At 41.5% G+C, this 22,258-nt stretch carries 24 protein-coding genes and 1 pseudogene; 18 read left to right on the forward strand and 7 right to left on the reverse strand.

What is annotated here, in order from left to right; genetic code table 11:
• The first annotated feature begins 21 nt into the window (after positions 1-21).
• On the forward strand, positions 22-903 hold the full coding sequence (locus tag BFI01S_RS10385; protein ID WP_061792559.1) for a DNA-3-methyladenine glycosylase family protein: 882 nt from the start codon (positions 22-24) through the stop codon (positions 901-903).
• A 19-nt stretch (positions 904-922) separates the two neighbouring features.
• Positions 923-2,308: a 23S rRNA (uracil(1939)-C(5))-methyltransferase RlmD gene (gene rlmD / locus BFI01S_RS10390; protein WP_061792560.1), complete on the forward strand. Its 1,386-nt coding sequence runs from the start codon at positions 923-925 to the stop codon at positions 2,306-2,308.
• A gap of 7 nt (positions 2,309-2,315) precedes the next feature.
• Here rlmD and BFI01S_RS10395 read toward each other — a convergent pair whose 3' ends face one another.
• Both BFI01S_RS10395 and BFI01S_RS23360 read right to left on the reverse strand, forming a co-directional pair.
• The gene (locus BFI01S_RS10395; RefSeq protein WP_061792561.1) at positions 2,316-3,806 is read right to left on the reverse strand and encodes a recombinase family protein; all 1,491 of its coding nucleotides are present in this window, start codon (positions 3,804-3,806) and stop codon (positions 2,316-2,318) included.
• Entirely contained in the window at positions 3,806-3,955 is a 150-nt protein-coding gene (locus tag BFI01S_RS23360) for a hypothetical protein (RefSeq protein WP_169799752.1), read from the reverse strand. The genes BFI01S_RS10395 and BFI01S_RS23360 overlap by 1 nt, the downstream gene beginning before the upstream one ends.
• A gap of 140 nt (positions 3,956-4,095) precedes the next feature.
• On the opposite strand from BFI01S_RS23360, the gene BFI01S_RS10400 reads away from it, so the two are divergent.
• Positions 4,096-4,566: a GNAT family N-acetyltransferase gene (locus tag BFI01S_RS10400; RefSeq protein ID WP_061792562.1), complete on the forward strand. Its 471-nt coding sequence runs from the start codon at positions 4,096-4,098 to the stop codon at positions 4,564-4,566.
• 18 nt (positions 4,567-4,584) lie between these two features.
• Positions 4,585-5,055, forward strand: coding sequence for a helix-hairpin-helix domain-containing protein (locus BFI01S_RS10405; RefSeq protein WP_061792563.1), 471 nt, complete (start codon positions 4,585-4,587; stop codon positions 5,053-5,055).
• A 509-nt stretch (positions 5,056-5,564) separates the two neighbouring features.
• Here BFI01S_RS10405 and BFI01S_RS10410 read toward each other — a convergent pair.
• Both BFI01S_RS10410 and BFI01S_RS10415 read right to left on the reverse strand, forming a co-directional pair.
• Positions 5,565-5,801 (reverse strand): hypothetical protein, encoded by a 237-nt coding sequence (locus BFI01S_RS10410; RefSeq protein WP_061792564.1) that lies wholly within the window; start codon positions 5,799-5,801, stop codon positions 5,565-5,567.
• Positions 5,802-5,967: 166 nt separating this feature from the next.
• Positions 5,968-6,162 (reverse strand): helix-turn-helix transcriptional regulator, encoded by a 195-nt coding sequence (locus BFI01S_RS10415; RefSeq protein ID WP_061792565.1) that lies wholly within the window; start codon positions 6,160-6,162, stop codon positions 5,968-5,970.
• Positions 6,163-6,700: 538 nt separating this feature from the next.
• Here BFI01S_RS10415 and BFI01S_RS10420 point away from each other — a divergent pair.
• The 6 genes from BFI01S_RS10420 to BFI01S_RS10440 all read left to right on the forward strand — a co-directional run bounded on the left by BFI01S_RS10420 (position 6,701) and on the right by BFI01S_RS10440 (position 12,313).
• Positions 6,701-7,111, forward strand: a complete 411-nt coding sequence (locus BFI01S_RS10420) for a conserved phage C-terminal domain-containing protein (protein ID WP_159344642.1) — start codon at positions 6,701-6,703, stop codon at positions 7,109-7,111.
• Positions 7,112-7,366: 255 nt separating this feature from the next.
• Positions 7,367-8,332 carry a tRNA dihydrouridine synthase gene (locus BFI01S_RS10425; RefSeq protein ID WP_061792567.1) on the forward strand — a complete coding sequence of 322 codons (966 nt, stop codon included), beginning with the start codon at positions 7,367-7,369 and terminating at the stop codon, positions 8,330-8,332.
• Between the two features lie 482 nt (positions 8,333-8,814).
• Positions 8,815-8,970, forward strand: a complete 156-nt coding sequence (locus tag BFI01S_RS22450) for a DUF1540 domain-containing protein (RefSeq protein WP_082804505.1) — start codon at positions 8,815-8,817, stop codon at positions 8,968-8,970.
• 140 nt (positions 8,971-9,110) lie between these two features.
• Positions 9,111-10,571, forward strand: coding sequence for a protein adenylyltransferase SelO (locus BFI01S_RS10430; protein WP_061792568.1), 1,461 nt, complete (start codon positions 9,111-9,113; stop codon positions 10,569-10,571).
• A 116-nt stretch (positions 10,572-10,687) separates the two neighbouring features.
• Entirely contained in the window at positions 10,688-11,530 is an 843-nt protein-coding gene (locus BFI01S_RS10435) for an SPL family radical SAM protein (RefSeq protein ID WP_115596843.1), read from the forward strand.
• 30 nt (positions 11,531-11,560) lie between these two features.
• Positions 11,561-12,313 (forward strand): AAA family ATPase, encoded by a 753-nt coding sequence (locus tag BFI01S_RS10440; RefSeq protein ID WP_061792569.1) that lies wholly within the window; start codon positions 11,561-11,563, stop codon positions 12,311-12,313.
• Between the two features lie 39 nt (positions 12,314-12,352).
• On the opposite strand, the gene BFI01S_RS10445 is transcribed toward BFI01S_RS10440, so the two are convergent.
• The 3 genes from BFI01S_RS10445 to BFI01S_RS10455 all read right to left on the reverse strand — a co-directional run bounded on the left by BFI01S_RS10445 (position 12,353) and on the right by BFI01S_RS10455 (position 13,574).
• Positions 12,353-12,766 (reverse strand): VOC family protein, encoded by a 414-nt coding sequence (locus tag BFI01S_RS10445; protein ID WP_061792570.1) that lies wholly within the window; start codon positions 12,764-12,766, stop codon positions 12,353-12,355.
• A gap of 74 nt (positions 12,767-12,840) precedes the next feature.
• On the reverse strand, positions 12,841-13,059 hold the full coding sequence (locus BFI01S_RS10450; RefSeq protein WP_169799753.1) for a DUF5634 family protein: 219 nt from the start codon (positions 13,057-13,059) through the stop codon (positions 12,841-12,843).
• Between the two features lie 53 nt (positions 13,060-13,112).
• Positions 13,113-13,574: a VOC family protein gene (locus BFI01S_RS10455; protein ID WP_061792571.1), complete on the reverse strand. Its 462-nt coding sequence runs from the start codon at positions 13,572-13,574 to the stop codon at positions 13,113-13,115.
• Positions 13,575-13,799: 225 nt separating this feature from the next.
• On the opposite strand from BFI01S_RS10455, the gene BFI01S_RS10460 reads away from it, so the two are divergent.
• The 8 genes and pseudogenes from BFI01S_RS10460 to hemG all read left to right on the forward strand — a co-directional run bounded on the left by BFI01S_RS10460 (position 13,800) and on the right by hemG (position 21,869).
• Positions 13,800-14,105, forward strand: coding sequence for a DUF3658 domain-containing protein (locus BFI01S_RS10460; RefSeq protein ID WP_241743462.1), 306 nt, complete (start codon positions 13,800-13,802; stop codon positions 14,103-14,105).
• Between the two features lie 165 nt (positions 14,106-14,270).
• Positions 14,271-14,990, forward strand: a complete 720-nt coding sequence (locus tag BFI01S_RS10465) for a FadR/GntR family transcriptional regulator (RefSeq protein ID WP_061792573.1) — start codon at positions 14,271-14,273, stop codon at positions 14,988-14,990.
• Positions 14,991-15,172: 182 nt separating this feature from the next.
• On the forward strand, positions 15,173-16,957 hold the full coding sequence (locus BFI01S_RS10470) for an L-lactate permease (RefSeq protein ID WP_061792574.1): 1,785 nt from the start codon (positions 15,173-15,175) through the stop codon (positions 16,955-16,957).
• A 139-nt stretch (positions 16,958-17,096) separates the two neighbouring features.
• The gene (locus BFI01S_RS10475) at positions 17,097-17,813 is read left to right on the forward strand and encodes a (Fe-S)-binding protein (protein ID WP_061792575.1); all 717 of its coding nucleotides are present in this window, start codon (positions 17,097-17,099) and stop codon (positions 17,811-17,813) included.
• An 18-nt stretch (positions 17,814-17,831) separates the two neighbouring features.
• Positions 17,832-19,259 carry a LutB/LldF family L-lactate oxidation iron-sulfur protein gene (locus BFI01S_RS10480; protein ID WP_061792576.1) on the forward strand — a complete coding sequence of 476 codons (1,428 nt, stop codon included), beginning with the start codon at positions 17,832-17,834 and terminating at the stop codon, positions 19,257-19,259.
• The gene (locus tag BFI01S_RS10485) at positions 19,259-19,975 is read left to right on the forward strand and encodes a LutC/YkgG family protein (RefSeq protein ID WP_061792577.1); all 717 of its coding nucleotides are present in this window, start codon (positions 19,259-19,261) and stop codon (positions 19,973-19,975) included. The genes BFI01S_RS10480 and BFI01S_RS10485 overlap by 1 nt, the downstream gene beginning before the upstream one ends.
• A 201-nt stretch (positions 19,976-20,176) precedes the next feature.
• Positions 20,177-20,384, forward strand: a pseudogene (locus BFI01S_RS22455) (acyl-CoA--6-aminopenicillanic acid acyltransferase); the annotation flags it as partial.
• A 99-nt stretch (positions 20,385-20,483) separates the two neighbouring features.
• Positions 20,484-21,869, forward strand: coding sequence for a protoporphyrinogen oxidase (hemG, locus tag BFI01S_RS10495; RefSeq protein WP_061792579.1), 1,386 nt, complete (start codon positions 20,484-20,486; stop codon positions 21,867-21,869).
• The last annotated feature ends 389 nt before the right edge of the window (positions 21,870-22,258 follow it).

Consider the following 22,258-nt stretch of genomic DNA (forward strand, 5'->3'; position numbering starts at 1 on the left):
AAAATGCTATAATCGGGGAAAATGATAAAGGACGGATTCTTCTTGGAAAAGATACAAGTAGAAGGACCTTATAATTTTGATCTTGTACTGGACAGGCTTTCAAACGATCCTCTTAATCAGGTTAATATAGAGGAAAGGTCTGTGAAAGTGCCCATGATGCTTAAGCATCAGCCGGTTGTAGCAGAAGTAAAGGCAATCGGAACGACGGAACAGCCGGAATTTTTAATTTCCGGAACGGATGGCCCCCTTAAAGAAAAGGCAGCTAAGCGCCTATCGGAAATATTCCAATGGCATCTGCCGCTTGAGACCATTCACAGGCATTTTCAAAACACAGAATTGCGGCCGATATTTGAAGAGCATTATGGAACACCTATTGTGCTCGATTTTGATCCGTATGGCTGTATCCTGAAGTGCATTATTCACCAGCAGCTGAATCTTGCGTTTGCACACACATTAACAGAACGGTTTGTGAAAACATTCGGTTTTGAAAAAGAGGGTGTGTGGTTCTATCCGCTGCCTGAAAAAGTTGCAGAATTGACAGTGGATGACCTGAGGGAACTGCAGTTCAGCGGGCGGAAGGCTGAATATGTTATTGGCATAGCAAAAGAGACGGCTGCCGGAAATTTGAACTTTGATGAGCTTAAAAACCTTTCAGATGAAGAAATTTATGATAAACTAATCAAATTGCGCGGTGTCGGTCCCTGGACTGTCCAGAATTTCTTAATGTTCGGGCTTGGCCGGCCAAATCTTTTTCCGGCTGCAGACATCGGCATTCAAAATGCCTTGAAAAAACTATATAAATTAGAAGCGAAACCGACTCTTGAAGAAATGGAGACATTCTCTAAGAGCTGGAATCCTTATTTGAGCTATGCTTCGCTTTATTTGTGGCGAAGCATCGAGTAATTTGGAGTGATGAAGAATCATGAAACAAGAACAAACAGCTAAATTAAAACCAAAGCAGACGTTCCCGCTGACAATCAAAAGACTTGGCATCAATGGTGAAGGTGTCGGTTATTTTAAAAGGCAAGTCGTCTTTGTCCCCGGAGCACTGCCAGGCGAGGAAATAGTAGCAGAAGCTACAAAGGTAAATCCGAAATTTTCCGAGGCTAAAATCAAAAAAATCCGCAAAAAATCGGAGTTCCGTGTCCAGCCGCCATGCCCGGTCTACCATGAGTGCGGCGGCTGCCAGCTGCAGCATCTCCGTTATGACCAGCAGCTGAAGGAGAAGCGGGATATCATTATTCAAGCTCTGGAACGGCACACAAAGCTGAATCCTGAAAAGCTCGATATAAAAGAAACCATTGGGATGGAAGATCCCTGGAGCTACAGAAATAAAAGCCAGTTCCAGGTTGGCCAAAAAGATGGGAAGGTGCTGGCCGGTTTATATGGCATGAATTCGCACCGCCTGATAAATATTGAGCACTGTGCGGTGCAGCATCCGCAGACAACCAAGGCGACAGAAACGGTGAAGCGGATTCTTCAGGACCTGCGAATCCCTATTTATAATGAGAGAAACCGCAAAGGCATCGTGAGAACCATAGTGGCCAGGGTAGGAATCCAGACAGGCGAGCTGCAGATCGTATTGATTACAGCCCAAAAAGAGCTTCCTAAAAAAGAGATCATTATCGAAAAAATTAAAAGTGAGCTGCCTGAAGTAAAGTCGATCATTCAAAATGTGAACGGAGAAAAAACCTCCATTATTTTTGGACAGGAAACCATGAATCTGGATGGAAGCGACTTTATTCAGGAGACACTGGGAGATCTGCAGTTTGAACTGTCTGCACGGACATTCTTCCAGCTGAACCCTGAACAGACTGTCAAACTTTACAATGAAGTTAAAAGAGCAGTGGGTTTAACGGGCAAGGAAAAAGTAGCTGATGCCTACTGCGGCGTCGGAACAATTGGACTATGGGTTGCCGATCAGGCTGCTGAAATCCGCGGAATGGATATTATTAGAGAATCCATTGAAGACGCTAAGAAAAATGCGGCGCGCCATGGAATCAAACATGCCCAATACGTGGTCGGCAAGGCAGAAGAATGGCTTCCGAAATGGACAAAAGAAGGCTGGAAGCCGGACGTCATCATCGTCGATCCGCCAAGAACCGGACTGGATCAGCAGCTGTTAAAGACAATTTTAAAAGTCCAGCCGAAGAAAGTAGTTTATGTTTCGTGTAATCCATCCACATTGGCGAAGGATATTTCGGTCTTGAGTTCTAAATATCATGTAAGTGGCATTCAGCCTGTGGATATGTTTCCGCAGACGGCGCATGTTGAGTGCATTTCACAGTTAGTTTTAAAAAATGATTGAGGGAAATTTATAATCCCTCAACCTGTGCAAACTTATAATAAATCTTTACATCTTTACTTTCAGTTACTTCAATCCTTTCAACAAAACGTAATAACATCTCAGTGGTTAAAGCATTGAAGTTCAAAAACGCTTTTAGTTGTTCTAAGATAGCAGAGATTTTAATAGCTGCTTTTTTCTCATCAGTGGCTCTTTTAATCTCTGCCTTTTCTATTTCAAATTGTTGTAACTTTCCCTGTACCGTATTTACAAAGTCATCATAATCCTGCTTTGAAATATCATCGGCAATATATTTCTGTAAAGCATTGTGCTTTAACTCCATTTGCTTTTGGATTTGTTTCTCAATGGACTGTAATCTTGACTCATTCTGTTTTGCTGTGGCTCTTACTCTTTTCTCAATCTTGCTTTCTAAGTTAGGATGTTCTAAGTCATCTGCCATCTTTTTTAAATCGTCAAGGATTATTTCTTTTAACAGTTGCTCCTTAATTACATGACTAGAACAGGCTTTCTTACCATGTTTGGCATAAGAACCACAAATATAACCTTTACGATTTATTCTATAGTGCATGGCTTTACCACAGTCAGAGCAATAAGCAATATTGGTAAAAAGGTGCTTTCTCTTTCTAGTACCGCCCCGACCTCTTTTAGCTTTTTGTTCTAGTAGGCTTTGTACTTGTTCAAACATATCTCTTGAAATGATAGGTTTGTGTGCGTCAGAAATGGTTATCCATTCACTTTGGTCGTTTACTCTACGTGTCTTATTCGTCACGTTCATAGTGGTCTCTCTGCCTTGTACGAGGTCGCCTACATAGTGAGGGTTTTTTAATATCTTTTTCACTGTAGAACCTTGCCAATACAAACCTGCATTTGATTTCCCAACAACTTGTGAAGGTGTTGGAATATCCCTATTAGTAAGATACCTTGCTATTTTGTCATGTCCCCAACCTTCTAAATACTTATTGAAGATGTCACGAACAATGTCAACGGTATAATCATCTCTAATCACTAGTCTTTTGTCTTTCAATTCATACCCGTATGGGGGAATACTACCCAAGAATTTTCCGTTTTTATACTTCATGTGAAATACAGACTTAATACGGTCGCTGATACGTTGACTTTCACTCTCATAAATCCAAGCATAAAGACCGAACATAGCTTGTTTTGAAAAGTCCTGTGTATCAACTTTGCCATCTAAAGTAATTAATCGAACCCCTTTATTGTCAGCAACTCGCCTTAGTTGATAAAGTAATTCCACATTACGACCTAATCTGCTTAACTCCTTAGCAATAATTACATCAAATTCCTTATTTTCAGCGTCTTGTATGAGCCTTTTTAATCCCTCACGATTATCTGTAGTACCTGTTTGAACATCTGTATAGAAGTCAAATAGGTCAAAGTGATTTTCTGTAATAAAATCTAAAATCATTTGCTTTTGATTTTCTGGTGACTCTTTTTGACCCTCTTTGTTAGTTGATACTCTTATATATCCTGCTACTCTCATTATTGTCGCCCTCCATTATCGAAAGCGACTATATCTACTTGATTATCATTGTAAGCGGCAGCCACTAGTTTTTCAATTTCTTTGTCCAATAGGTTTATAATTAATGACTTAAAGTCTTGTGTACCTTTAAACACTCTTTGAATATTCATTGCTATCGCTCCTTTCGACATAGCAATCGTTTTATGTAGGGGATTAGTTGCGATATATTTCTTAAATTTAAGAGTTAGCTTTATAGAGGTGGATTAGCCTGTTTGGTAAAATATAGATATATTGAAAAAGGGGTGTTCTTATGTATGTAACAAGATGGGCTACACTAAAAGAACTTGCTATCGTTACAGGGTTTTGGGAGAATATGGCTAATGAAATGGGCGAAATAGACAATATACCTAAACCAGACTTACAAAGAGTTGCAAAAGTAAAAAGTTTATTTATTCATGAAACTAAAACAGGTAATCTAAAATTTAGAGTTGCTGTTGATAAACATGATAGTATAGTGGCTTGTGCAGGTGGTCTTTTAAGAATGGAGTATTCTTTTCCTCTTGCAGAGAAAGAGAGTCTTTTTGGTTGGATAATAGCAGTCTATACTTTAGAGCAGCACAGGAATAATGGGTTAGCACATAAATTGGTAAATGAAGTTTGTTTTTGGCTTAAGGAAAAAGGAGCTGAACGAGCAAGACTTTGGTCAAGTTCCAGCGGAAGAGGGGTTTATGAAAATCTTGGATTTAAAACGATGATTGATATGTCAAAACCACTAATTTAGTTAGGAGGGGTATTTAATTTGGAAAATAATAAACGACCAAAGTTACCATTAGCCCAAGAGGAAAAACAGCTACTTAGGAAATTGAACATAAAGTTAAGTGATTTTCATAAATTGGAGGTAGATAACATTACTCATTGCTTAGGTACTTCGTCGGAAAGAGCAAAAAACTTAAAAGGATTGGCAACTTTTCAACAAATTCCTTCTATTGGTTACGAATTGGCTTCCAAAATAGTTAATCTTCTTGGTTATTACAGTCTAAATCAAATTAAGGACAAAAATTGGACAGAGGTCTTTAATGCTTTAGAACTAAAATTGGGTTGTTGGACTGACCCATGTGTTGAAGACCAAATAATTTGTATTATTCATCATGCAAATCATCCAAAGAGTAATAAACAGTGGTATGATTTTACAAGTCAAAGGAAATTATACAGACAACGATACGGTTATCCAAGTTCAAGACCTAAAGCAGCATGGCATGAAAAAGCATAATAGTATTTTAGGGGTTCCTTATTTTATTGTAATTAATCTTTTTATATAAAATTTACCGTATGTCTGTTTTCTCCGTTCGCTTCGCTCACTTCGGGGGCTACGCTACGCTTGCCCCTGTTATTTATTTGTTTAAATATTTTGTTGTTTTATTATTGCAGTTAAGGTACTAATTCGAGGAAACATACCACCCCCCTATAAAGGGGATGGCGATATTTAGGACTAATCCTGAGGTATCTTCATGACATTCGACGTGCCCAGGTACAGCTTTACCACGTATATTCTAAATAACTCTGTCATGCCACCTAGCCGTAAGGCTACTGCGACGGGTATTGATCTGGGGAGTTCTTCACCCTCTAACGGTGTTCACCGCTGTTACACGGGCTAGTTTTTAACGTGTTCTCCTAGAATAACCACGGGTAAAGCTGATATGAAATTTAATTATGTAAAACCGCTCTTTAATAGGTAACTAAAGAGCGGTCATATATTAACAGCAGGAAGTGAGTATGCTTCTAAGCTGATAAAACCGAATGAATTTCTTTTTCAATAACCCCACGTTCAAGTAAAAACGTTACTAGGCTATCCTCGTCCACACTGTAGCCATATTTGGTATTGCGAGAATAATAGCCGCTTTCAATACGAGGGGCTTTGTCAAGTTGTCCACGTTGCAAGTATCTTAACACCGCATTTTCAGTAAATGCTATGTTAAAGCGGTTTAGTATTCTGCTAGTCTTTTCAATGCTAATCATTACACATCACCCCTCCCTAAGGACTAATTTTCTGATACTTTCTTTCGTGAAATAGATACGGTTATCTTGGTGCACTTTCTCAACATAGGGAGAAGAGGATAATTCAAAAAGCCTTTGAGTGGTAACACCTAATATTTCCGCTGCTTGTGAAAAGCTGTATAAGTCCTTAGTTTTCACTATCATCAATAGCCCCTCCATTTTGCAACCACTCCATCACAACCACTTTGTTAAAGCGAACAGACTTACCACCAATCTTTACACGTCCTGGAATTACCCCATTTCGTGCTAATTTGTATGTTGTCTGCTCACTCATATCTAGTAATTTTGATAATGAGCGTACAGTTAGAAACTCTTTTTCCATATGGTCAAGCCCTCCTAATTTGTTTTCTTTCTTGCACTGACATATTCATTATAAGAATTGAACATAATCCTTAACATTTGGGTGTACAAGATGATAAAACGATAAATAATAATAAAATCATTTGTTGTGCGTACATGGGTAGAATTTTTTAGGCAAGCAGGGAGAACGAATGTATAGTTATTACCTCTTTAAATGGTGGTATCTATCCTTATTGAGGTTAGGAGATTTAGGACACCCATTTTGAAGTATTTGACGTACAAAGGAAATTTGGGGAATTTTTATATGGAGAGAATGAGCCATACCATAATATGTATTTGATAAAGTCATTCATTCGGCACTGGGTAGGGTCTATAATAAAGAGGATTATTCTTTAAAACGATGGTAAAATTAAAAAAAGGAGCGGTTTTTATTTACCGCCCCTTTGCTTTAAGTAGTTATAGTCGCCTATTGTATTGTGACTGTGAAAAGTATTCAACACATGTTGAAGCTGTTACGTTGCTTGAACTCAAATAACAAGTTGGGTTTCTATAAAAATTGTATGGAGTCAATTAAACTCCATCCTGAAACAAGCCTAAATGAGGAGCGGTATGCTTTAACCGCTCTTTTTTTGTTGAATTATCGAAGTGTACGCTTGACCCGCCTATTGAACAGAAATGGAAAATTCCGTACACTGCCATCATCCAATATCTCCAATGAGAAAACGGATTCGGACTATCGGGAGAGTTCCAGGAAGTCGAGGAGTCTAATCAGGGATTGGTGGGAGCAAGGCTTTACCCTCGCTGATTTTCAAAAGGTTATCGATTTGAAGTCTGCCGAATGGAAGAGAGATCCGCAATATTCACGCTACCTGAGACCTGAAACACTGTTTGGTTCAAAATTTGAAACGTACTTAAATCAAAAGCCGCAAACAAAACATCTGCAGGAAAATGATTTCAAACTGGATGATTAGAGATCAAAAATCTGGTGGGACATTCGAAGCAAAGAGGGAATATTAAAGGCAAGGCGGACAAGCGAGAAAGCGTCTCATCCGAAGGAACAACCCGCCACATTCCAGCCATTGTATGAAATTTTAAACTACAGCAGGCAGTTTGATAAAAAGTGCCTAACCATGGTATAAGTGTAAAAGAAGTATAGATATGCTGTTTTTAATTTAGGGATATGGAGTTCTGTTAGTATCCCTTAATGAGAGGATTGGAATAAAAAGATGAAAGAAAATTTTTGGCTTGAGTTACCGCGGCCATTTTTTATACTGGCACCAATGGAAGAAGTGACAGACGTTGTTTTTCGCCATGTGGTGAGTGAAGCAGCCAGACCTGATGTGTTTTTTACTGAGTTTACAAACTCAGATAGTTATTGTCACCCTGATGGGATCAAAAGTGTGCGCGGGCGTTTGACCTTTACAGAGGATGAACAGCCAATTGTCGCCCATATTTGGGGGGATAAGCCTGAATACTTCCGGCAAATGAGTATTGGGATGGCGGAAATGGGCTTTAAGGGAATAGATATCAACATGGGCTGTCCCGTACCGAATGTGACCCAGAACGGGAAGGGAAGCGGTCTGATCCGCCGCCCTGAATTGGCAGCAGAACTTATACAGGCAGCCAAAGCAGGAGGCTTGCCGGTAAGTGTAAAAACAAGGCTTGGCTTCACGGAAGTTGACGAATGGAAGTTCTGGCTGAAACACATTTTGGAGCAGGACATTGCTAATCTTTCCATTCATCTGCGTACACGGGAAGAAATGAGCAAAGTGCCTGCACATTGGGAACTGATCCCGGAGATTAAGGAACTTCGCGACCAGGTGGCCCCGAATACCCTTTTGACAATCAATGGAGATATACAAGATCGCGAGAAGGGCTTGGAGCTTGCTGAGAAGTACGGAATTGATGGAGTTATGATTGGGCGAGGCATATTCCATAATCCCTTTGCATTTGAAAAAGAGAAAAAAGACCCTACCAGTGAGGAACTGCTCGACCTTTTAAGATTGCACATGGACCTCCATGATCAATATGCACATTTAGAACTGCGGCCGTTCACGGCTCTTCACCGCTTTTTCAAAATCTATGTCAAGGGCTTTCCAGGGGCAAGCTCACTAAGAAATGACTTGATGAACACAAGATCTACAGCTGAAGTGCGTGAATTGCTTGAGGCTTTTGCGTCAAAGAACAATTGAAAATTCTAGGGGATGGGCTAGTCGTCCATCCTCTTTTATTAAGGGTTTGATGTTTTTTCATAACTTAGTTTCATTCGCTGAGTTGATTGGAGCGGAAGGTGCGAGATCCTCGAAAATGCATGCGCATTTTCTTCGTGCGATGTGTACTCAAGGAAGCTTATTCAACGTCCTGCGGTAGTAGCGGGACAGGTGAGACCCCGCAGGCGCGAAGCGTCGAGGAGGCTCAGCGCACGCCCCGCGGAAAGCGAGCATCCTGGAGCGGAAATCAACGGGCTAATTGACAATGAAATCTTAATTATTACGCACATTCATCACGTTGTCTTTTGCCAAGACTCCCCGAAAATGACGAAAAAACTAAAATCCTAATTCTCCCAGACTAACTCCTTCCAAGGCCACTCTGCCTTTAATGGGATAATATCCCACATGGTTATTTCTCTAAAAAAGGGGTATACATTCAGTAAACCAAAAGGAGGTGGCCAAGAATGGAAGTAGAAGTATTGTGTAACGTTGAAAACTGTAAGTACTGGGCTGAAGGTGATAAATGTGTAGCGGACTCTATTTATGTGATTGGCCAGAATGGCCGGGAAGCAGATGAAATAGAGGAAACAGCCTGTAAAACGTTTGAACTTGATGAATAATCATAAAAAAACCTGACAGCCGGCGGTTTAGAATCCGGCTGTCAGGTTTTTTTACATACAAAAGATGCCCGCTATGTTTCTTCAAAAAGGGTATAATAAAAGAAAATGACTATAAAACCGCAGATAAGGAAGGAGCTACGATGACAAATAACAATGAAATCGGATGGAATTTTGATAACAGCTATGCACGGCTGCCTCAGACATTTTTCTCAAAAATGAAGCCAAACCCTGTATCATCCCCTGAGCTGGTTATCTTAAACGAGCCGCTCGCAAAGAAATTGGGATTGAATATAGACGCATTAGCAAGCGAATCGGGCGTTGAGGTTTTAGCAGGCTGTAAGGTCCCTGAGGATGCTGAACCTCTCGCTCAAGCTTATGCAGGTCATCAGTTCGGACACTTTAATATGCTTGGGGACGGCCGGGCAATGCTGATCGGCGAGCAGATTACACCTGGGGGAGAACGTTTTGACATTCAGCTGAAAGGCTCCGGCCGAACGCCGTTTTCACGCGGCGGAGATGGCCGGGCGGCTCTGGGACCGATGCTCCGGGAGTACATCATCAGTGAAGCCATGCATGCTCTAGGAATTCCGACCACCCGCAGTCTGGCAGTTGTAACAACAGGTGAAGCCATTATCCGGGAAACTGAACTTCCGGGTGCGATCCTGACAAGGGTGGCGGATAGCCATATACGGGTGGGGACTTTTCAATATGCGGCAAACTGGCGGCCGGTTGAGGAGCTTAAAAGCTTGGCAGAATACACAATTCAGCGTCATTATCCGAAAATACAAGATGACGAAAATCCTTACCTGTCTCTTTTGAAGAATGTGATCCAGCAGCAGGCTTGGCTGATTGCCAAATGGCAGCATATAGGCTTCATCCATGGAGTCATGAACACCGACAATATGACAATCAGCGGAGAAACCATTGATTATGGCCCGTGCGCCTTTATGGATAAATATGATTTGGCAACCGTCTTTAGCTCCATTGACAGGGAAGGCCGTTATGCTTATGGAAATCAGCCGTATATTGGCGGCTGGAACCTGGCGAGATTTGCGGAAACTCTTTTGCCGCTCCTTCATGATGATCAAGAGGAAGCAATAAAAATAGCTCAGGGCGCCATATCAGAATACAATAAAATCTATCAGAAGCATTGGCTTTCAGGGATGAGGGCAAAGCTTGGGATATTTAATGAAGAAGATGATGATGAAGCTCTTATTACCGGACTGCTAAAGGTGATGCAGAAGTCTGAAGCAGACTATACTAACACCTTCCGTGCACTAACATTGGGTGAAAACACTGGGTTAAATAATGATCAGGAGTTTGCCAGCTGGCATGATCAATGGCAGGAAAGGCTGACCAGGCAAAAGGAATCGAAAGAAGAAGTACATGAGAAAATGAAGAACAGCAACCCGTCCGTCATACCGCGGAACCACCGGGTGGAAGAAGCTCTGGAAGCAGCTGTTAACACTGGAGATTACAGCGTGATGAAAAAGCTTCTTGCAGCACTTGAGCATCCTTATGCCTATACTAAAGAACAGGAAGAGTACTGCAAACTGCCTGAGCCATCCGGCATGCCACATCGAACATACTGCGGAACTTAAAATAGAACAATAAATAGGTAATGCCTGGCCCGGTTAATGGGTCAGGCATATTTGTGCTGCTGTTGACATCAGCAGGTGACAGTGTTACTTTTAATATAGAACATACATTCGATTTGGTGATTGATTTGAACATACAGCTTAAAGAAATCATATCAAAAAGTATCTTAACACCTGCCAAAGGTGCGATAGACAATTTTACTCATTCATTGAACCCCTATGCGGGCTGTGCTTTTGGCTGTAAATATTGCTATGTAAGGGAGCTCCCTGTTTCCATTTTCCGTGAAGAGGAATGGGGTGCGTGGATTGATATAAAATCAAATGCGGCCGAGCTTTTGGAGAAAGAATTGGCTAAAGCTAAAAAAAGCGGAAAAGTTGCTTTATTTATGTCCTCTTCCACAGATCCTTACCAGCCGATTGAATATACCTCAAAACTGACCAGAAGTTTATTGGAAGTTATGCTTGAAAATCAGCCTGACTTTTTACATGTACAAACCCGTTCGCCACTGGTGAATCGGGATATCGATTTATTCCAGCAATTCGGGGATAGAATCAGGGTTTCCATGACAATCGAGACAGACAAAGAAGATGTCAGAAAGGCCTTTGCACCAGCGGCACCTCCCATCCCTGCAAGAATGGCTGCACTAAAAGACATAAAAGAGGCAGGAATTATCACTCAGGCTACCCTTGCCCCGCTGCTTCCATGCTCGAGGGAATTTCCTGCAAAACTTAAATCTATTGCAAACCGTGTGACGGTTGACGATTTTTGGATGGGGGATGGAAGTGGAGGGAAAAGGACCGAGAGGCTTGGAATCCGCAAGATTTTTAATGAGCTTGGTTTGGAGAAATGGTATAATCCATCTGCATATAAAGTGGTTCTTAACATGCTGGATCGGGAATTTCAAGATACACCCATTCAATTGGGTGTATCCAAGGCTGGCTTCAGCCCTGATGGCAAATAGGTGACTATAAAAATATATGAGGTATTTTTTATGAATCTGTTTAGTTCACAATACGTAAGAGGGATTAGGCTTAAAAGAGAAGAGATTCCAACTTTCGATCAGTATCCTTTCAGCCTTCCGAGCCTGAAGACGCTGGATGAGGTGCCTTTTCACCCGAAAGTAACCTTTCTGATAGGTGAAAATGGGATGGGAAAGTCAACGCTCCTGGAGGCGGTTGCGGTTGCACTGGGATTCAATGCTGAAGGCGGATCATTCAATTTTAATTTTTCTACCTTTGAATCCCATTCTATACTGGGCGAATATTTAAAGGTAATAAAGGGCGTAGACAGGCCATCCGACGGCTTTTTCTTAAGGGCAGAGAGCTTCTATAATGTAGCTTCCAATATTGAGGAAATGGACAGCGAAGGCGGCGGGCCAAAAGTAATTGATTCCTTTGGGGGCCGTTCTTTACATGAACAGTCACATGGAGAAGCGTTTTTCTCCACATTTATTCATCGCTTTCGCGGCAATGGAATCTACATTCTGGACGAGCCTGAAGCGGCACTATCCCCCTTGAGGCAGATGTCCATGCTGACAAGGATTCATGATTTGGTCAGGGACCATTCACAATTTATTATCGCTACCCATTCTCCGATCATTATGGCCTACCCGGATGCAGCCATATATGAATTCACTGATGACGGCATCTCGGAAAAGAAGCTCGAAGAAACGAATCATTACCGCATTATGAAGCAATTTTTCGATGATAAGAAACGTATGATTCATCATTTGCTGAATGAATAAAAAATGGAGGCCATATGCCTCCATATTAGCTTATGTATGTTATCCTTCGTGGCTGAACATCCAGTTGATGCCGAATTTATCTGTTAGTTGGCCAAAGCTCTTGCTCCAGAAAGTTTCCTGCAGCTCCATGGTTACTTTGCCGCCTTCCTGCAGATTGTTAAAATACTTTCTCAGATTATCCACATCATTAATGACAACTGCAAGATTAATGTTATTTCCTACTGTAAAGGGCATACCTGGAAACGTATCTGAAAACATTACATTACTGCCGCAAATGTTAAGGCTTGAATGCATTACCAAATTCCTTGCTTCTTCCGGAAGCGGATATTCAGGGTTTTGCGGAGCTTCACCAAAAGTTGTGATCTCAGGCATATCCAATTCAAAAGCCTTTACATAAAATTCAATTGCTTCACGTGTATTTCCATTAAAATTTAAATAGGCATTAACAGCCATTTCTTTCACTCCTTTCTAATTCAATTCCATTATAGACAAAAAATTCTAAAATTAATATAGATCGAAGACAATCTTTATAATTCCTGAAGTGCTTGTTCAATACTGGTGAATCCTCTGCTGTCAGCACGATCAGGTTCATCCAATTCAATGGTCCATTCATTGCCGGCAGGAGTTAAGCCGCCATTCCCATCTTTAACAAATGGGCTGTGCACATGATATGTTTTCCCTGCTTTCTTCACCGTATATCCCAAATAATAGTATTGGTCCTGGCCTTCTTCCTCGAAAATCCCAATATCGTCTTATAAAAATAAATTAACGCCACCGGTAGCTTGAAAAACTACTTTTTCTATTTATTTGTATTTAATTTTTCCCACTCACTTAAATACATCCGTTTTGTTATTTTATTAGGATTTTCGAGTTTACAAATCAATTCCAAACTATTACCATCAGGGTCATTAAAATGAATTTTAGCGTGAGCATAGTTATCATGTGCCATTACAAAAGGTTCTACTGGCTCAAAGCCAAAAGCCTCCCTTGGTTCACATCCTTTACTTTTGAGCCAACTAACCGAATTTTTTAATCCTTCTAACGATACTTGAAATGCTATGTGTCTTATTGAAGGATGATATTCAAGTTCTACCTTATCGGTTTCCCATAAGCCCAACCAGCTTTTATTTTTTTCAATCCATAAAAATGCCAAACTATCCTCTACGCTGTGGTCAAACTCTAAACCAAGTTCTTTATAAAATTCGATAGACCTTTTCAAATTACTTACTGGTAAATGTGCTTCGTATAATCCTTTAATCATTAATAAAACCCCCTTGTATTAATAATACAACCATATAAATTTATTACTTCAGAGAATAGTTATAAATTCTCTACAACTTTATATTTAGAATAAAGAATGATTATATTTTACTCTACAAACATCCATTAGCACACTAAGGAAAACCGATACAATAGTAAAGTTCTTTATTCTTAAAATTTGTCATAGACCATACCACGTAATTTCAATAATTCATCCTTCAGACGTTTGTTTCTTCTTTATCATGAAATATATAGTGTGCCAGAGAGTTATTTTGATGAATATATCATCGAGTCAGCCAAAAAGCTTCATAATAGCAACAAGGGTTTTATAAAATCAGCAAGATTAATCGGGGAAGTGATAGGGCATCTGGATGAGCCAATTGGTGATGGCTTTGCTGAGTATAGAGTAAGATCCCTGATTTATAACGGAATATTTGCGATAAAAGGGATTCCGAAAAGTATGAGGTTTTATAGTATTAAGCTAAAAGAACTAAAAGCCAAAAGCGGAGACCGTCCGTCATCAGTTGATTAGCAGAAACTGTGGTATATGATTTAGCTGAAACCTAATGTATGCAGGAAGGAGCAGAAATAATAGCCTTTTCCTTGTTTTATGGATTAACCGCTTACAAATTAGCGTTTGTCTCACCGCACATATTACTATAAAATCATAGGTAGATACATAATGGGGTGAACATGATTGAATTATAGACGTATTAAACCGCGCAAAATATATGAAGAAGTGGCTGAAGCCATTATGGATATGATAAAAGCTGGTGATCTGAAGCCGGGTGATAAGCTCGATTCTGTCCAGCAGCTGGCTGAGAATTTTCAGGTTGGGCGTTCGGCGGTTCGGGAGGCACTGAGTGCACTGCGGGCTATGGGCCTGGTTGAAATGCATCAGGGGGAAGGTACCTATGTCCGTGAATTCAATTCAAATATGCTTAAGCTGCCAGTGCAAATTGCCGTCTTAATGAAAAAGGACGATGTGAAGAATTTGCTGGAGGTTCGCAGGATTCTTGAAGTAGGAGCTGTTGAAGCCGCAGCGTCAAGACGGACGGCAGAGCAACTTTCTGAAATTAAAGAAGCACTGGAGAAAATGAAAAATGCTAATGATGAAGAATTAGGAGAAGAAGCTGACTTTCGTTTTCATATGGCCATCGCAAGAGCATCCCAAAATGATTTGCTGATCAGCCTCATGAACAATGTTTCAGAAATGATGTTCACAACTATGCGTGAAACCCGCAGGCTATGGCTTTATTCAGAGAAATCCACCCTTGGCCGGCTGACCCTTGAGCATGCCAGCATTTATGAGGCAATTGTACAAAGGGATGGTGCAAGGGCACAAAAACTATTGCTTCAGCACCTTCAAAGTGTGGAAGATGTATTAATGGAATACTTTCAGGAAATTGAAATGTAATAGGACTACCCAATCGTAATTCTTACGATTGGGTTTAATTCTGCAAATTTTTCGAAAAATTCTATTGAGATATGAAAGCGTTTTATTTATACTGTTTAATATACTAAAGTCATCAGATGACCTGTTAATAGGATTAATTCCATCCGGGAAGTATTCCTTCATCATGAAAGGGGAAGAGAAATTTGAGTATTGGTTTATTAGCTTTAATTGCTACATTGCCTATTGTTTCTGTCTTTCTATTTTTGGTTATTTTACGCTGGCCAGCTAAGAGGGCTATGCCGGTTTCTCTGATTCTGACCATCCTTATGGCTATGTTCATATGGAAAGTTCCGGGAAATCAAATAGCTGCAGCAAGTGTGAAAGGGATTGTCACGGCGCTTGAAGTGGGAGTGATTGTATTTGGTGCCATCCTGCTGCTGAACACACTGAAAGCAAGCGGTGCTATTTTTACCATTCGTAAAGGTTTTATGAGCATCTCCCCTGACCGCCGTGTTCAAACAATTATCGTTTGCTGGCTATTCGGATCTTTCCTGGAAGGGGCAGCTGGCTGGGGGGCTCCAGCCACTATAGTTGGTCCTCTTTTAGTAGCGATTGGCTTTCCGGCAATGGGTGCAGTTATGGTCGCGCTTATTCTGCAATCCACACCCGTTTCCTATGGGGCTGTAGGAACACCGATATTAATCGGGGTCCATTCAGGGTTGAAGGATTCGCCTCTTGTTCAAAGCTATATTGCAGAGCAAGGCACGACATTTGATGCCTACATAAATGCAATCGGAGGACAGGTTGCCCTGATTCATGGTGTCATCGGCATATTTATCCCATTATTTATGGTAACAATGCTGACTTACTTCTTCGGAAAAAATAAATCAATTGCAGAAGGGCTGGCCATATGGAAGTTTGCCGTTTTTGCAGGTTTGGCCTTTACAGTCCCATATGCTTTAGTTGCCAATTTACTGGGTCCTGAATTTCCATCTTTGATTGGCGGTTTAATCGGCCTGGCGATTGTGGTGCCAGCCGCTAAAAAAGGTTTATTTACCCCTGTAAAAGCATGGGACTTCGAAGAAAAAAGCCATTGGAATCCTTCATGGACGGGCTCCCTTGATGTGGACGCGACAGACAAACCAAAGAAACAAATATCATTTCTGGCTGCCTGGCTGCCATACCTGCTGGTTGCTGTTCTACTAGTTTTAACACGTGTGCAATACTTGCCTTTCTCGGCGTGGCTCCAAGCCTTTGTCCTGAAATTTGAGAGCGTTTTCGGGACGGCTATAACAATTGAATCCAAGCCGCTAAATCTTCCTGGTGTCATTTTTATTGTAGTATCCTTGCTTTCCATCTTTATTTTTAAAATGAATGTGAGAGATTACGGACAGGCAGTAAAAGACTCTTTTAAAACGATTGTCAGTGCAATGGCTGCTCTGGTATTTGCGGTCCCAATGGTCCAGGTATTTATCAACTCAGGAATCAATGCAGCCGATTTTACTAGCATGCCACTGGCATTGGCAGAGGGGATTTCCAATATATTTGGGAGCTATTGGCCACTTACGGCGCCAACAATCGGTGCGATTGGAGCATTTGCTGCAGGAAGCAATACAGTAAGCAACATGATGTTCTCTTTGTTTCAATTCGGAGTAGCTGATAATATCCTTGCTTCTCCCGCCACCATTGTTGCCTTGCAGGCTGTCGGCGGAGCAGCGGGTAACATGATTTGTGTCCATAATGTTGTTGCTGCTTCATCTTCTGCCGGTTTAATAGGAAGGGAAGGAAGCTTAATACGAAAAACGCTTATCCCGATGACTTTCTATGTTATTTTTGCAGGCGGAATCGGGTATGTGGCCATCAATGGAATTGGCATGAATATTGGAACGCTTATCCTGGCCGCAGTGGCAGTATTCATTGCAGTTTTTATTGCTAAAGGCCAGAAACAGAACAGAATGGAAGATAAGAGGCTGAAAAAGTCAGCATAATGGTGCAAGCTCCATTGAGGAGCTTGCTATATTACACTAAAGTCATCTGATGACCTGTTGACTGTGCGGATATCTGGGCTTAAACTTAGTTAAGACCCAGAATGAATTTATTTACTTGAAGAAAGTAAAGGTGAGATCTATGAAAGTATCATTATTTGTAACCTGTTTAATAGATATTTTTCAGACGGATGTAGGAATGGATACTTTAGAACTGCTGGAAAAGCTGGGCTGCGAAGTAGATTTTCCAGAAAAGCAGACATGCTGCGGGCAGCCTGCCTATAATAGCGGATATGTGGATAAGGCGAAAGAATCCATGAAGCATATGATTACTGTTTTCGAACATTCAGATTATGTTGTAACTCCTTCGGGATCATGTGGAACTATGTTCAGAGAGTATCCGCACGTTTTTAAAGGAGACCCAGTGTGGGAGCCGCGCGCCAAAAAATTAGCTGAAAAAACGTATGAACTGACACAATTTATCGTGGATGTTTTAGGAGTGGAGGACGTAGGGGCAAAGATGAATGGAATAGCGACCTACCATACTTCTTGTCATATGACGAGATTATTAGGAGTAAAGGAAGCCCCAATGAAGCTGTTAAGCAATGTAGAAGGTCTTGAGATGAAGCCGCTCGCACACAATTATAATTGCTGTGGCTTTGGCGGCACTTTCTCGGTAAAGATGGGAGAAATCTCAGAGCAGATGGTAGATGAAAAGGTTCAGAGTGCTGAAGATTGCGGAGCTGAAATTCTAATAGGAGCCGACTGCGGATGCCTGATGAATATTGGAGGACGGATAGACAGAAAAGGGAAGCCGATTAAGGTGATGCATATTGCTTCTGTATTAAATAGCAGATAGGAAAAGAGGGAAACACATATGGCTATGAAAATAGGGGAAAAACCTTTTAAAGAACGTGTCACAGACGGGATAGGCGATGTTTTTATGCGCGGTGCTGTTTCCTCTGCACAGGGGCGTTTTCGCAGCGGAAGGCTGAACGCAGCTGAAGAATTAGGAAATTGGGAGGAATGGCGCAAACTGGGTGAAGAGATTCGGACCCATACCATTGAGAATCTGGATTATTATCTGGACCTCATGAGCGAAAATGTCTCTAAGCGAGGGGGATATGTTTTTTTCGCTGAAACAGCTGAAGAGGCAAATGAGTATATTACCAATGTAGTTAAAAAGAAAAATGGTAAAAAGGTTGTCAAATCCAAGTCGATGGTGACAGAAGAAATTAATATGAACGAAGCGCTTGAAAATGCTGGCTGTGAAGTCATTGAAAGCGACCTTGGCGAGTGGATTCTGCAAGTGGACGATCATGATCCACCGTCCCATATCGTTACACCTGCCCTTCATAAAAATAAAGAACAGATTCGGGATGTTTTTAGGGATAAATTAGGCTATGACAAAACCGAGAAGCCGGAAGAGCTTGCATTATTTGCAAGAGAAAAACTGCGGGAAGAGTTTCTTCAGGCGGATATTGGCATTACGGGATGCAATTTTGCCATTGCCGAATCCGGAACGATTTCCCTGGTGACAAATGAAGGAAATGCGCGGATGGTGACAACCATTCCAAAAACGCAAATTACTGTAATGGGAATGGAGCGGATAGTGCCTACGTGGGAAGATATGGAAGTTTTGGTAAGCCTGCTGACCCGCGCAGCAGTCGGGCAGAAATTAACGAGTTATATAACTGCATTAACTGGTCCAAAGCAAGAGGGAGAAATAGATGGTCCAGAAGAATTCCATCTTGTTATTGTGGATAATGGCCGTTCAAAAATTTTAGGAACAGCATTCCAGTCCATCCTTCACTGCATCCGCTGTGCAGCCTGCATTAATGTCTGTCCAGTCTATCGCCATGTCGGCGGTCACTCCTATGGATCCATCTATCCGGGGCCAGTAGGAGCGGTATTGACTCCTCTTCTTGGCGGCTATGATGAATATAAAGAACTGCCATATGCTTCAACGCTGTGTGCAGCATGTACGGAAGCTTGTCCGGTAAAAATTCCATTACACGAGCATTTGCTCCGCCACCGCCAGGAGATTGTTGAAAAAGAAGGCAAAGCACCGGTGTTTGAAAACTTATCCATGAAAGCCTTCAGTCTCGGCACAGCTTCACCATCCATGTACAATATCGGTTCAAAGCTGGCACCCAAGGCATTGGGAGCATTCACAAAGGATGATAAAATTTCAGCTGGTCCCGGCCCTTTGAAAAATTGGACTGAAATTCGGGATTTCCCCGCACCTAAGAAAGACAGATTCAGAGATTTATATAAAAAGAGAAAGAAAGAGAGGGGAGAATGATGGCAGCTGGACAAGTGTATAATCGCACTTCTTTCCTTGACAATCTGGCAAAAAATCTGGGGAGAAAACGTCTTTCTGAGGTAGAAAAACCAGCATGGGATCATAATCCTCAGTGGGACGTTTTAAAGGGCGCCTCACAGGACGAGCTTGTAGAGGTCCTGAAGAAGCAATGTTTGTTAATTCATACGGATGTATATGAAACAGCTTCTGCAGAGCTGCCTGAGCAAATCGGCCGCTTGATTAAGGAATACGGTGGCAAATCGGTCGTTACATGGGATGATCCGCGCTTTGAAGAATTTGGATTATCTTCCCTCCCTATTGATTTGAATGGCAATGGAATAGCAGTCCATGTCTGGGATCAAGAAGGAGGAGAAGAGAATCTTGCTTTCTCCGCACATGCAGACATCGGAATTACCTTTAGTGATGCGGCGCTTGCAGAGTCAGGAACTGTTGTTTTGTTCAGTGATAAAGGGAAGGGACGAGCAGTAAGCCTTCTTCCAGTGATTTACTTTGCCATTATCCCAAAAAGCACAATTGTTCCAAGAATGACCCAGGTTGCAAAGCATATCCACACAATTGTGGAGAATGGCGAACCTGTCCCATCCTGTGTAAATTTCATTTCAGGCCCAAGCAACAGTGCCGATATTGAAATGAATTTAATTGTAGGTGTACATGGTCCTGTGCAGGCTGTATATATCATTGTTAACGATAAATAAAGGAGGCTGATCTGCAGAAAGATGCAGATCAGTCTTTTATAAGGTAGTAAAATTTTTGAACTTCGATAACTATCTAGCTCCAGTGCTACCCCTAGAGGTGTCGGAGGTGGGCAAGTACCATCCATTGATCCTCCCGATTTTGCACAGAAAGAGAATCTTTTATACGTTCCCCCTGCATGAAGCCAAAATCAAAGTGGGTTCTGGGCAGGGACCATTCATACATCAGCCTATCTGCCGGGGGAGGTGAAAGCCTGGTTTGCGCTCGGCGGCGACAGAGAGCCGGTTGTTTTTGACTTCAGAAGATGGCTTGAAGGCGAGGATATTAAAATGAATAGAATCACTGGTGAAGTGGATACGGACATTCCTTTTTTGCATATGGATGAGCATGCCCAACTGGTTCAGGAAATGATAATGTATTTGAAAAATGGACAAACCCTCACATACTTTCATCTCTACAGGTTGTGGTACACTTTATATATGAATTGGATGTAAACTGAGGTGCATACGAGTGAAAACAGTATTAGTCATAGGCGGCGGTGTAACAGGATTGTCCGCTATGTATGAACTGAACAAATGGAAAAAAGAAAACAATCAGGATATACGGCTGGTGCTGGCAGAATCAGCAGAACAGCTTGGCGGAAAAATCCGCACAGTAAGAAAAGGCGGCTTCTTAATCGAGGCGGGAGCTGATTCGATTGTTGCCCGAAAAGCGGATGCGATGAATTTTATCCAGGAGCTCGGTTTGGAAGAAGAGGTTGTGTACAATGCGGCGGGACGGTCGTATATTTACACTGACGGCGAGCTGAAGCTGATCCCGGCAGATTCTGTATTTGGGATCCCGGCCAGTGTTGAATCTCTTGCCAAATCCACGCTTGTTTCAGCGGAAGGAAAAGTGGAAGCCCTGAAGGATTTTTATACGAAAAATGACCGCTTTACAAAGAATGATTCGATCGGCGATTTCCTTGAGCACTTCTTCGGAAAAGAACTGGTGGAAAAACAAATTGCACCTGTTCTTTCGGGAGTATATTCCGGAAATCTCAGTGACTTAACCATTGCTTCGACTCTTCCGCACCTGTTTGATTATAAAGAAAAATATGGCAGCATCATAAGAGGGTTCGAGGAAAATAAAAAGGTGTTCCAGAGCAGCGGGGGAAAGAAGTTCCTTTCCTTTAATAAGGGACTGGATACATTAATTGATGCTTATGAGGAAAGATTGGACGGGACAGAAATATTAAAAAGCACACAGGCTGTTAAAATAGAAAAAACGGATTGCGGATATAAGGTTGATCTCTCAAATGGCGAAAGCCTTGAGGCAGATCATATAGTGCTCGGCATTCCGCATAATGCAGCTGCAGCCTTGATCGACGATCAGGAGCTGAAAGCGGAGTTCGAACCTTTGAAGAACAGTTCCCTGATCTCTATTTATCTTGCTTATGATATTCCAGACAGCGAACTGCCTGAAGACGGGACAGGCTTCATCACGGCCAATACGGATGAATTAACCTGCAATGCCTGTACATGGACAAGCCGCAAATGGAAGCATACATCAGAAAGCGGTAATTTGCTTGTTAGGTTATTTTATAAAAGCAGCCATCCGGCCTTTGCATCTCTGAAGGAAATGGGTGAAGAAGAGCTCTTGAAGACGGCTCTGGCTGATCTTGAAAAAAGTCTTGGCATTACGGCCGAGCCTGCAGCCAGTGAAGTGACAAATTGGACTGAAAAAATGCCGAACTATCTGATATCCCATCCTGAGACAGTAGCAGCCATTGAAAGCAGACTGGGCCGGGAATACCCTGGAATATGGCTTGCAGGCTGCTCTTATTACGGTGTCGGAATCCCTGACTGCATCGAAAATGGGGCAGAAACGGCCGGTAAAATTATTGAGGATATGTAAAATAAAAATCCTTCTGTGTAAGTAAAGAGTTCGTTTTCGGTTATTTTAATTGAATTAACAAATCCATAAATAACAAAAACTCGCAATTTTCTAATGCGAGTTTTCTTTGTTATAACCTGATGGTAATCAACAATGTTTACGAAAACAGCATATAAAATAAAGAGTAGGTTATGCAGCTCTGTATTTATCTTAAGTAGGGATTACTAACGACTACAGCATATTACTATGCATATTTAATGGAGTAAACAAAGTATAAGGAACTTTTTACACTATTTCATGCCAAAATTCCTATTCAACTAAATGCCAGAGTCCATTAAGATATAAATAGAAGAAAATGGAATTTACAATGCGGAGCTGATTCTGTTGAAGGTTTTAGAAGCAGATTCCCT

This window comes from Cytobacillus firmus NBRC 15306, from assembly GCF_001591465.1.
GTDB classification, from domain to species: domain Bacteria; phylum Bacillota; class Bacilli; order Bacillales; family Cytobacillaceae; genus Cytobacillus; species Cytobacillus firmus.

Bases quoted from the DNA above. Each gene is read 5' to 3' on its own strand.
- BFI01S_RS10475 (WP_061792575.1), top strand. From the start codon at position 17,097: ATGAAAGTATCATTATTTGTAACCTGTTTAATAGATATTTTTCAGACG.
- BFI01S_RS10385 (WP_061792559.1), top strand. From the start codon at position 22: ATGATAAAGGACGGATTCTTCTTGGAAAAGATACAAGTAGAAGGACCT.
- BFI01S_RS10425 (WP_061792567.1), top strand. From the start codon at position 7,367: ATGAAAGAAAATTTTTGGCTTGAGTTACCGCGGCCATTTTTTATACTG.
- rlmD (WP_061792560.1), top strand. From the start codon at position 923: ATGAAACAAGAACAAACAGCTAAATTAAAACCAAAGCAGACGTTCCCG.
- BFI01S_RS10445 (WP_061792570.1), bottom strand. From the start codon at position 12,766: ATGGCTGTTAATGCCTATTTAAATTTTAATGGAAATACACGTGAAGCA.
- BFI01S_RS10395 (WP_061792561.1), bottom strand. From the start codon at position 3,806: ATGAGAGTAGCAGGATATATAAGAGTATCAACTAACAAAGAGGGTCAA.
- BFI01S_RS10410 (WP_061792564.1), bottom strand. From the start codon at position 5,801: ATGATTAGCATTGAAAAGACTAGCAGAATACTAAACCGCTTTAACATA.
- BFI01S_RS23360 (WP_169799752.1), bottom strand. From the start codon at position 3,955: ATGAATATTCAAAGAGTGTTTAAAGGTACACAAGACTTTAAGTCATTA.
- BFI01S_RS10480 (WP_061792576.1), top strand. From the start codon at position 17,832: ATGGCTATGAAAATAGGGGAAAAACCTTTTAAAGAACGTGTCACAGAC.
- BFI01S_RS22450 (WP_082804505.1), top strand. From the start codon at position 8,815: ATGGAAGTAGAAGTATTGTGTAACGTTGAAAACTGTAAGTACTGGGCT.
- BFI01S_RS10485 (WP_061792577.1), top strand. From the start codon at position 19,259: ATGGCAGCTGGACAAGTGTATAATCGCACTTCTTTCCTTGACAATCTG.
- BFI01S_RS10440 (WP_061792569.1), top strand. From the start codon at position 11,561: ATGAATCTGTTTAGTTCACAATACGTAAGAGGGATTAGGCTTAAAAGA.
- BFI01S_RS10430 (WP_061792568.1), top strand. From the start codon at position 9,111: ATGACAAATAACAATGAAATCGGATGGAATTTTGATAACAGCTATGCA.
- BFI01S_RS10415 (WP_061792565.1), bottom strand. From the start codon at position 6,162: ATGGAAAAAGAGTTTCTAACTGTACGCTCATTATCAAAATTACTAGAT.
- BFI01S_RS10455 (WP_061792571.1), bottom strand. From the start codon at position 13,574: ATGATTAAAGGATTATACGAAGCACATTTACCAGTAAGTAATTTGAAA.
- BFI01S_RS10420 (WP_159344642.1), top strand. From the start codon at position 6,701: ATGGAGTCAATTAAACTCCATCCTGAAACAAGCCTAAATGAGGAGCGG.
- BFI01S_RS10400 (WP_061792562.1), top strand. From the start codon at position 4,096: ATGTATGTAACAAGATGGGCTACACTAAAAGAACTTGCTATCGTTACA.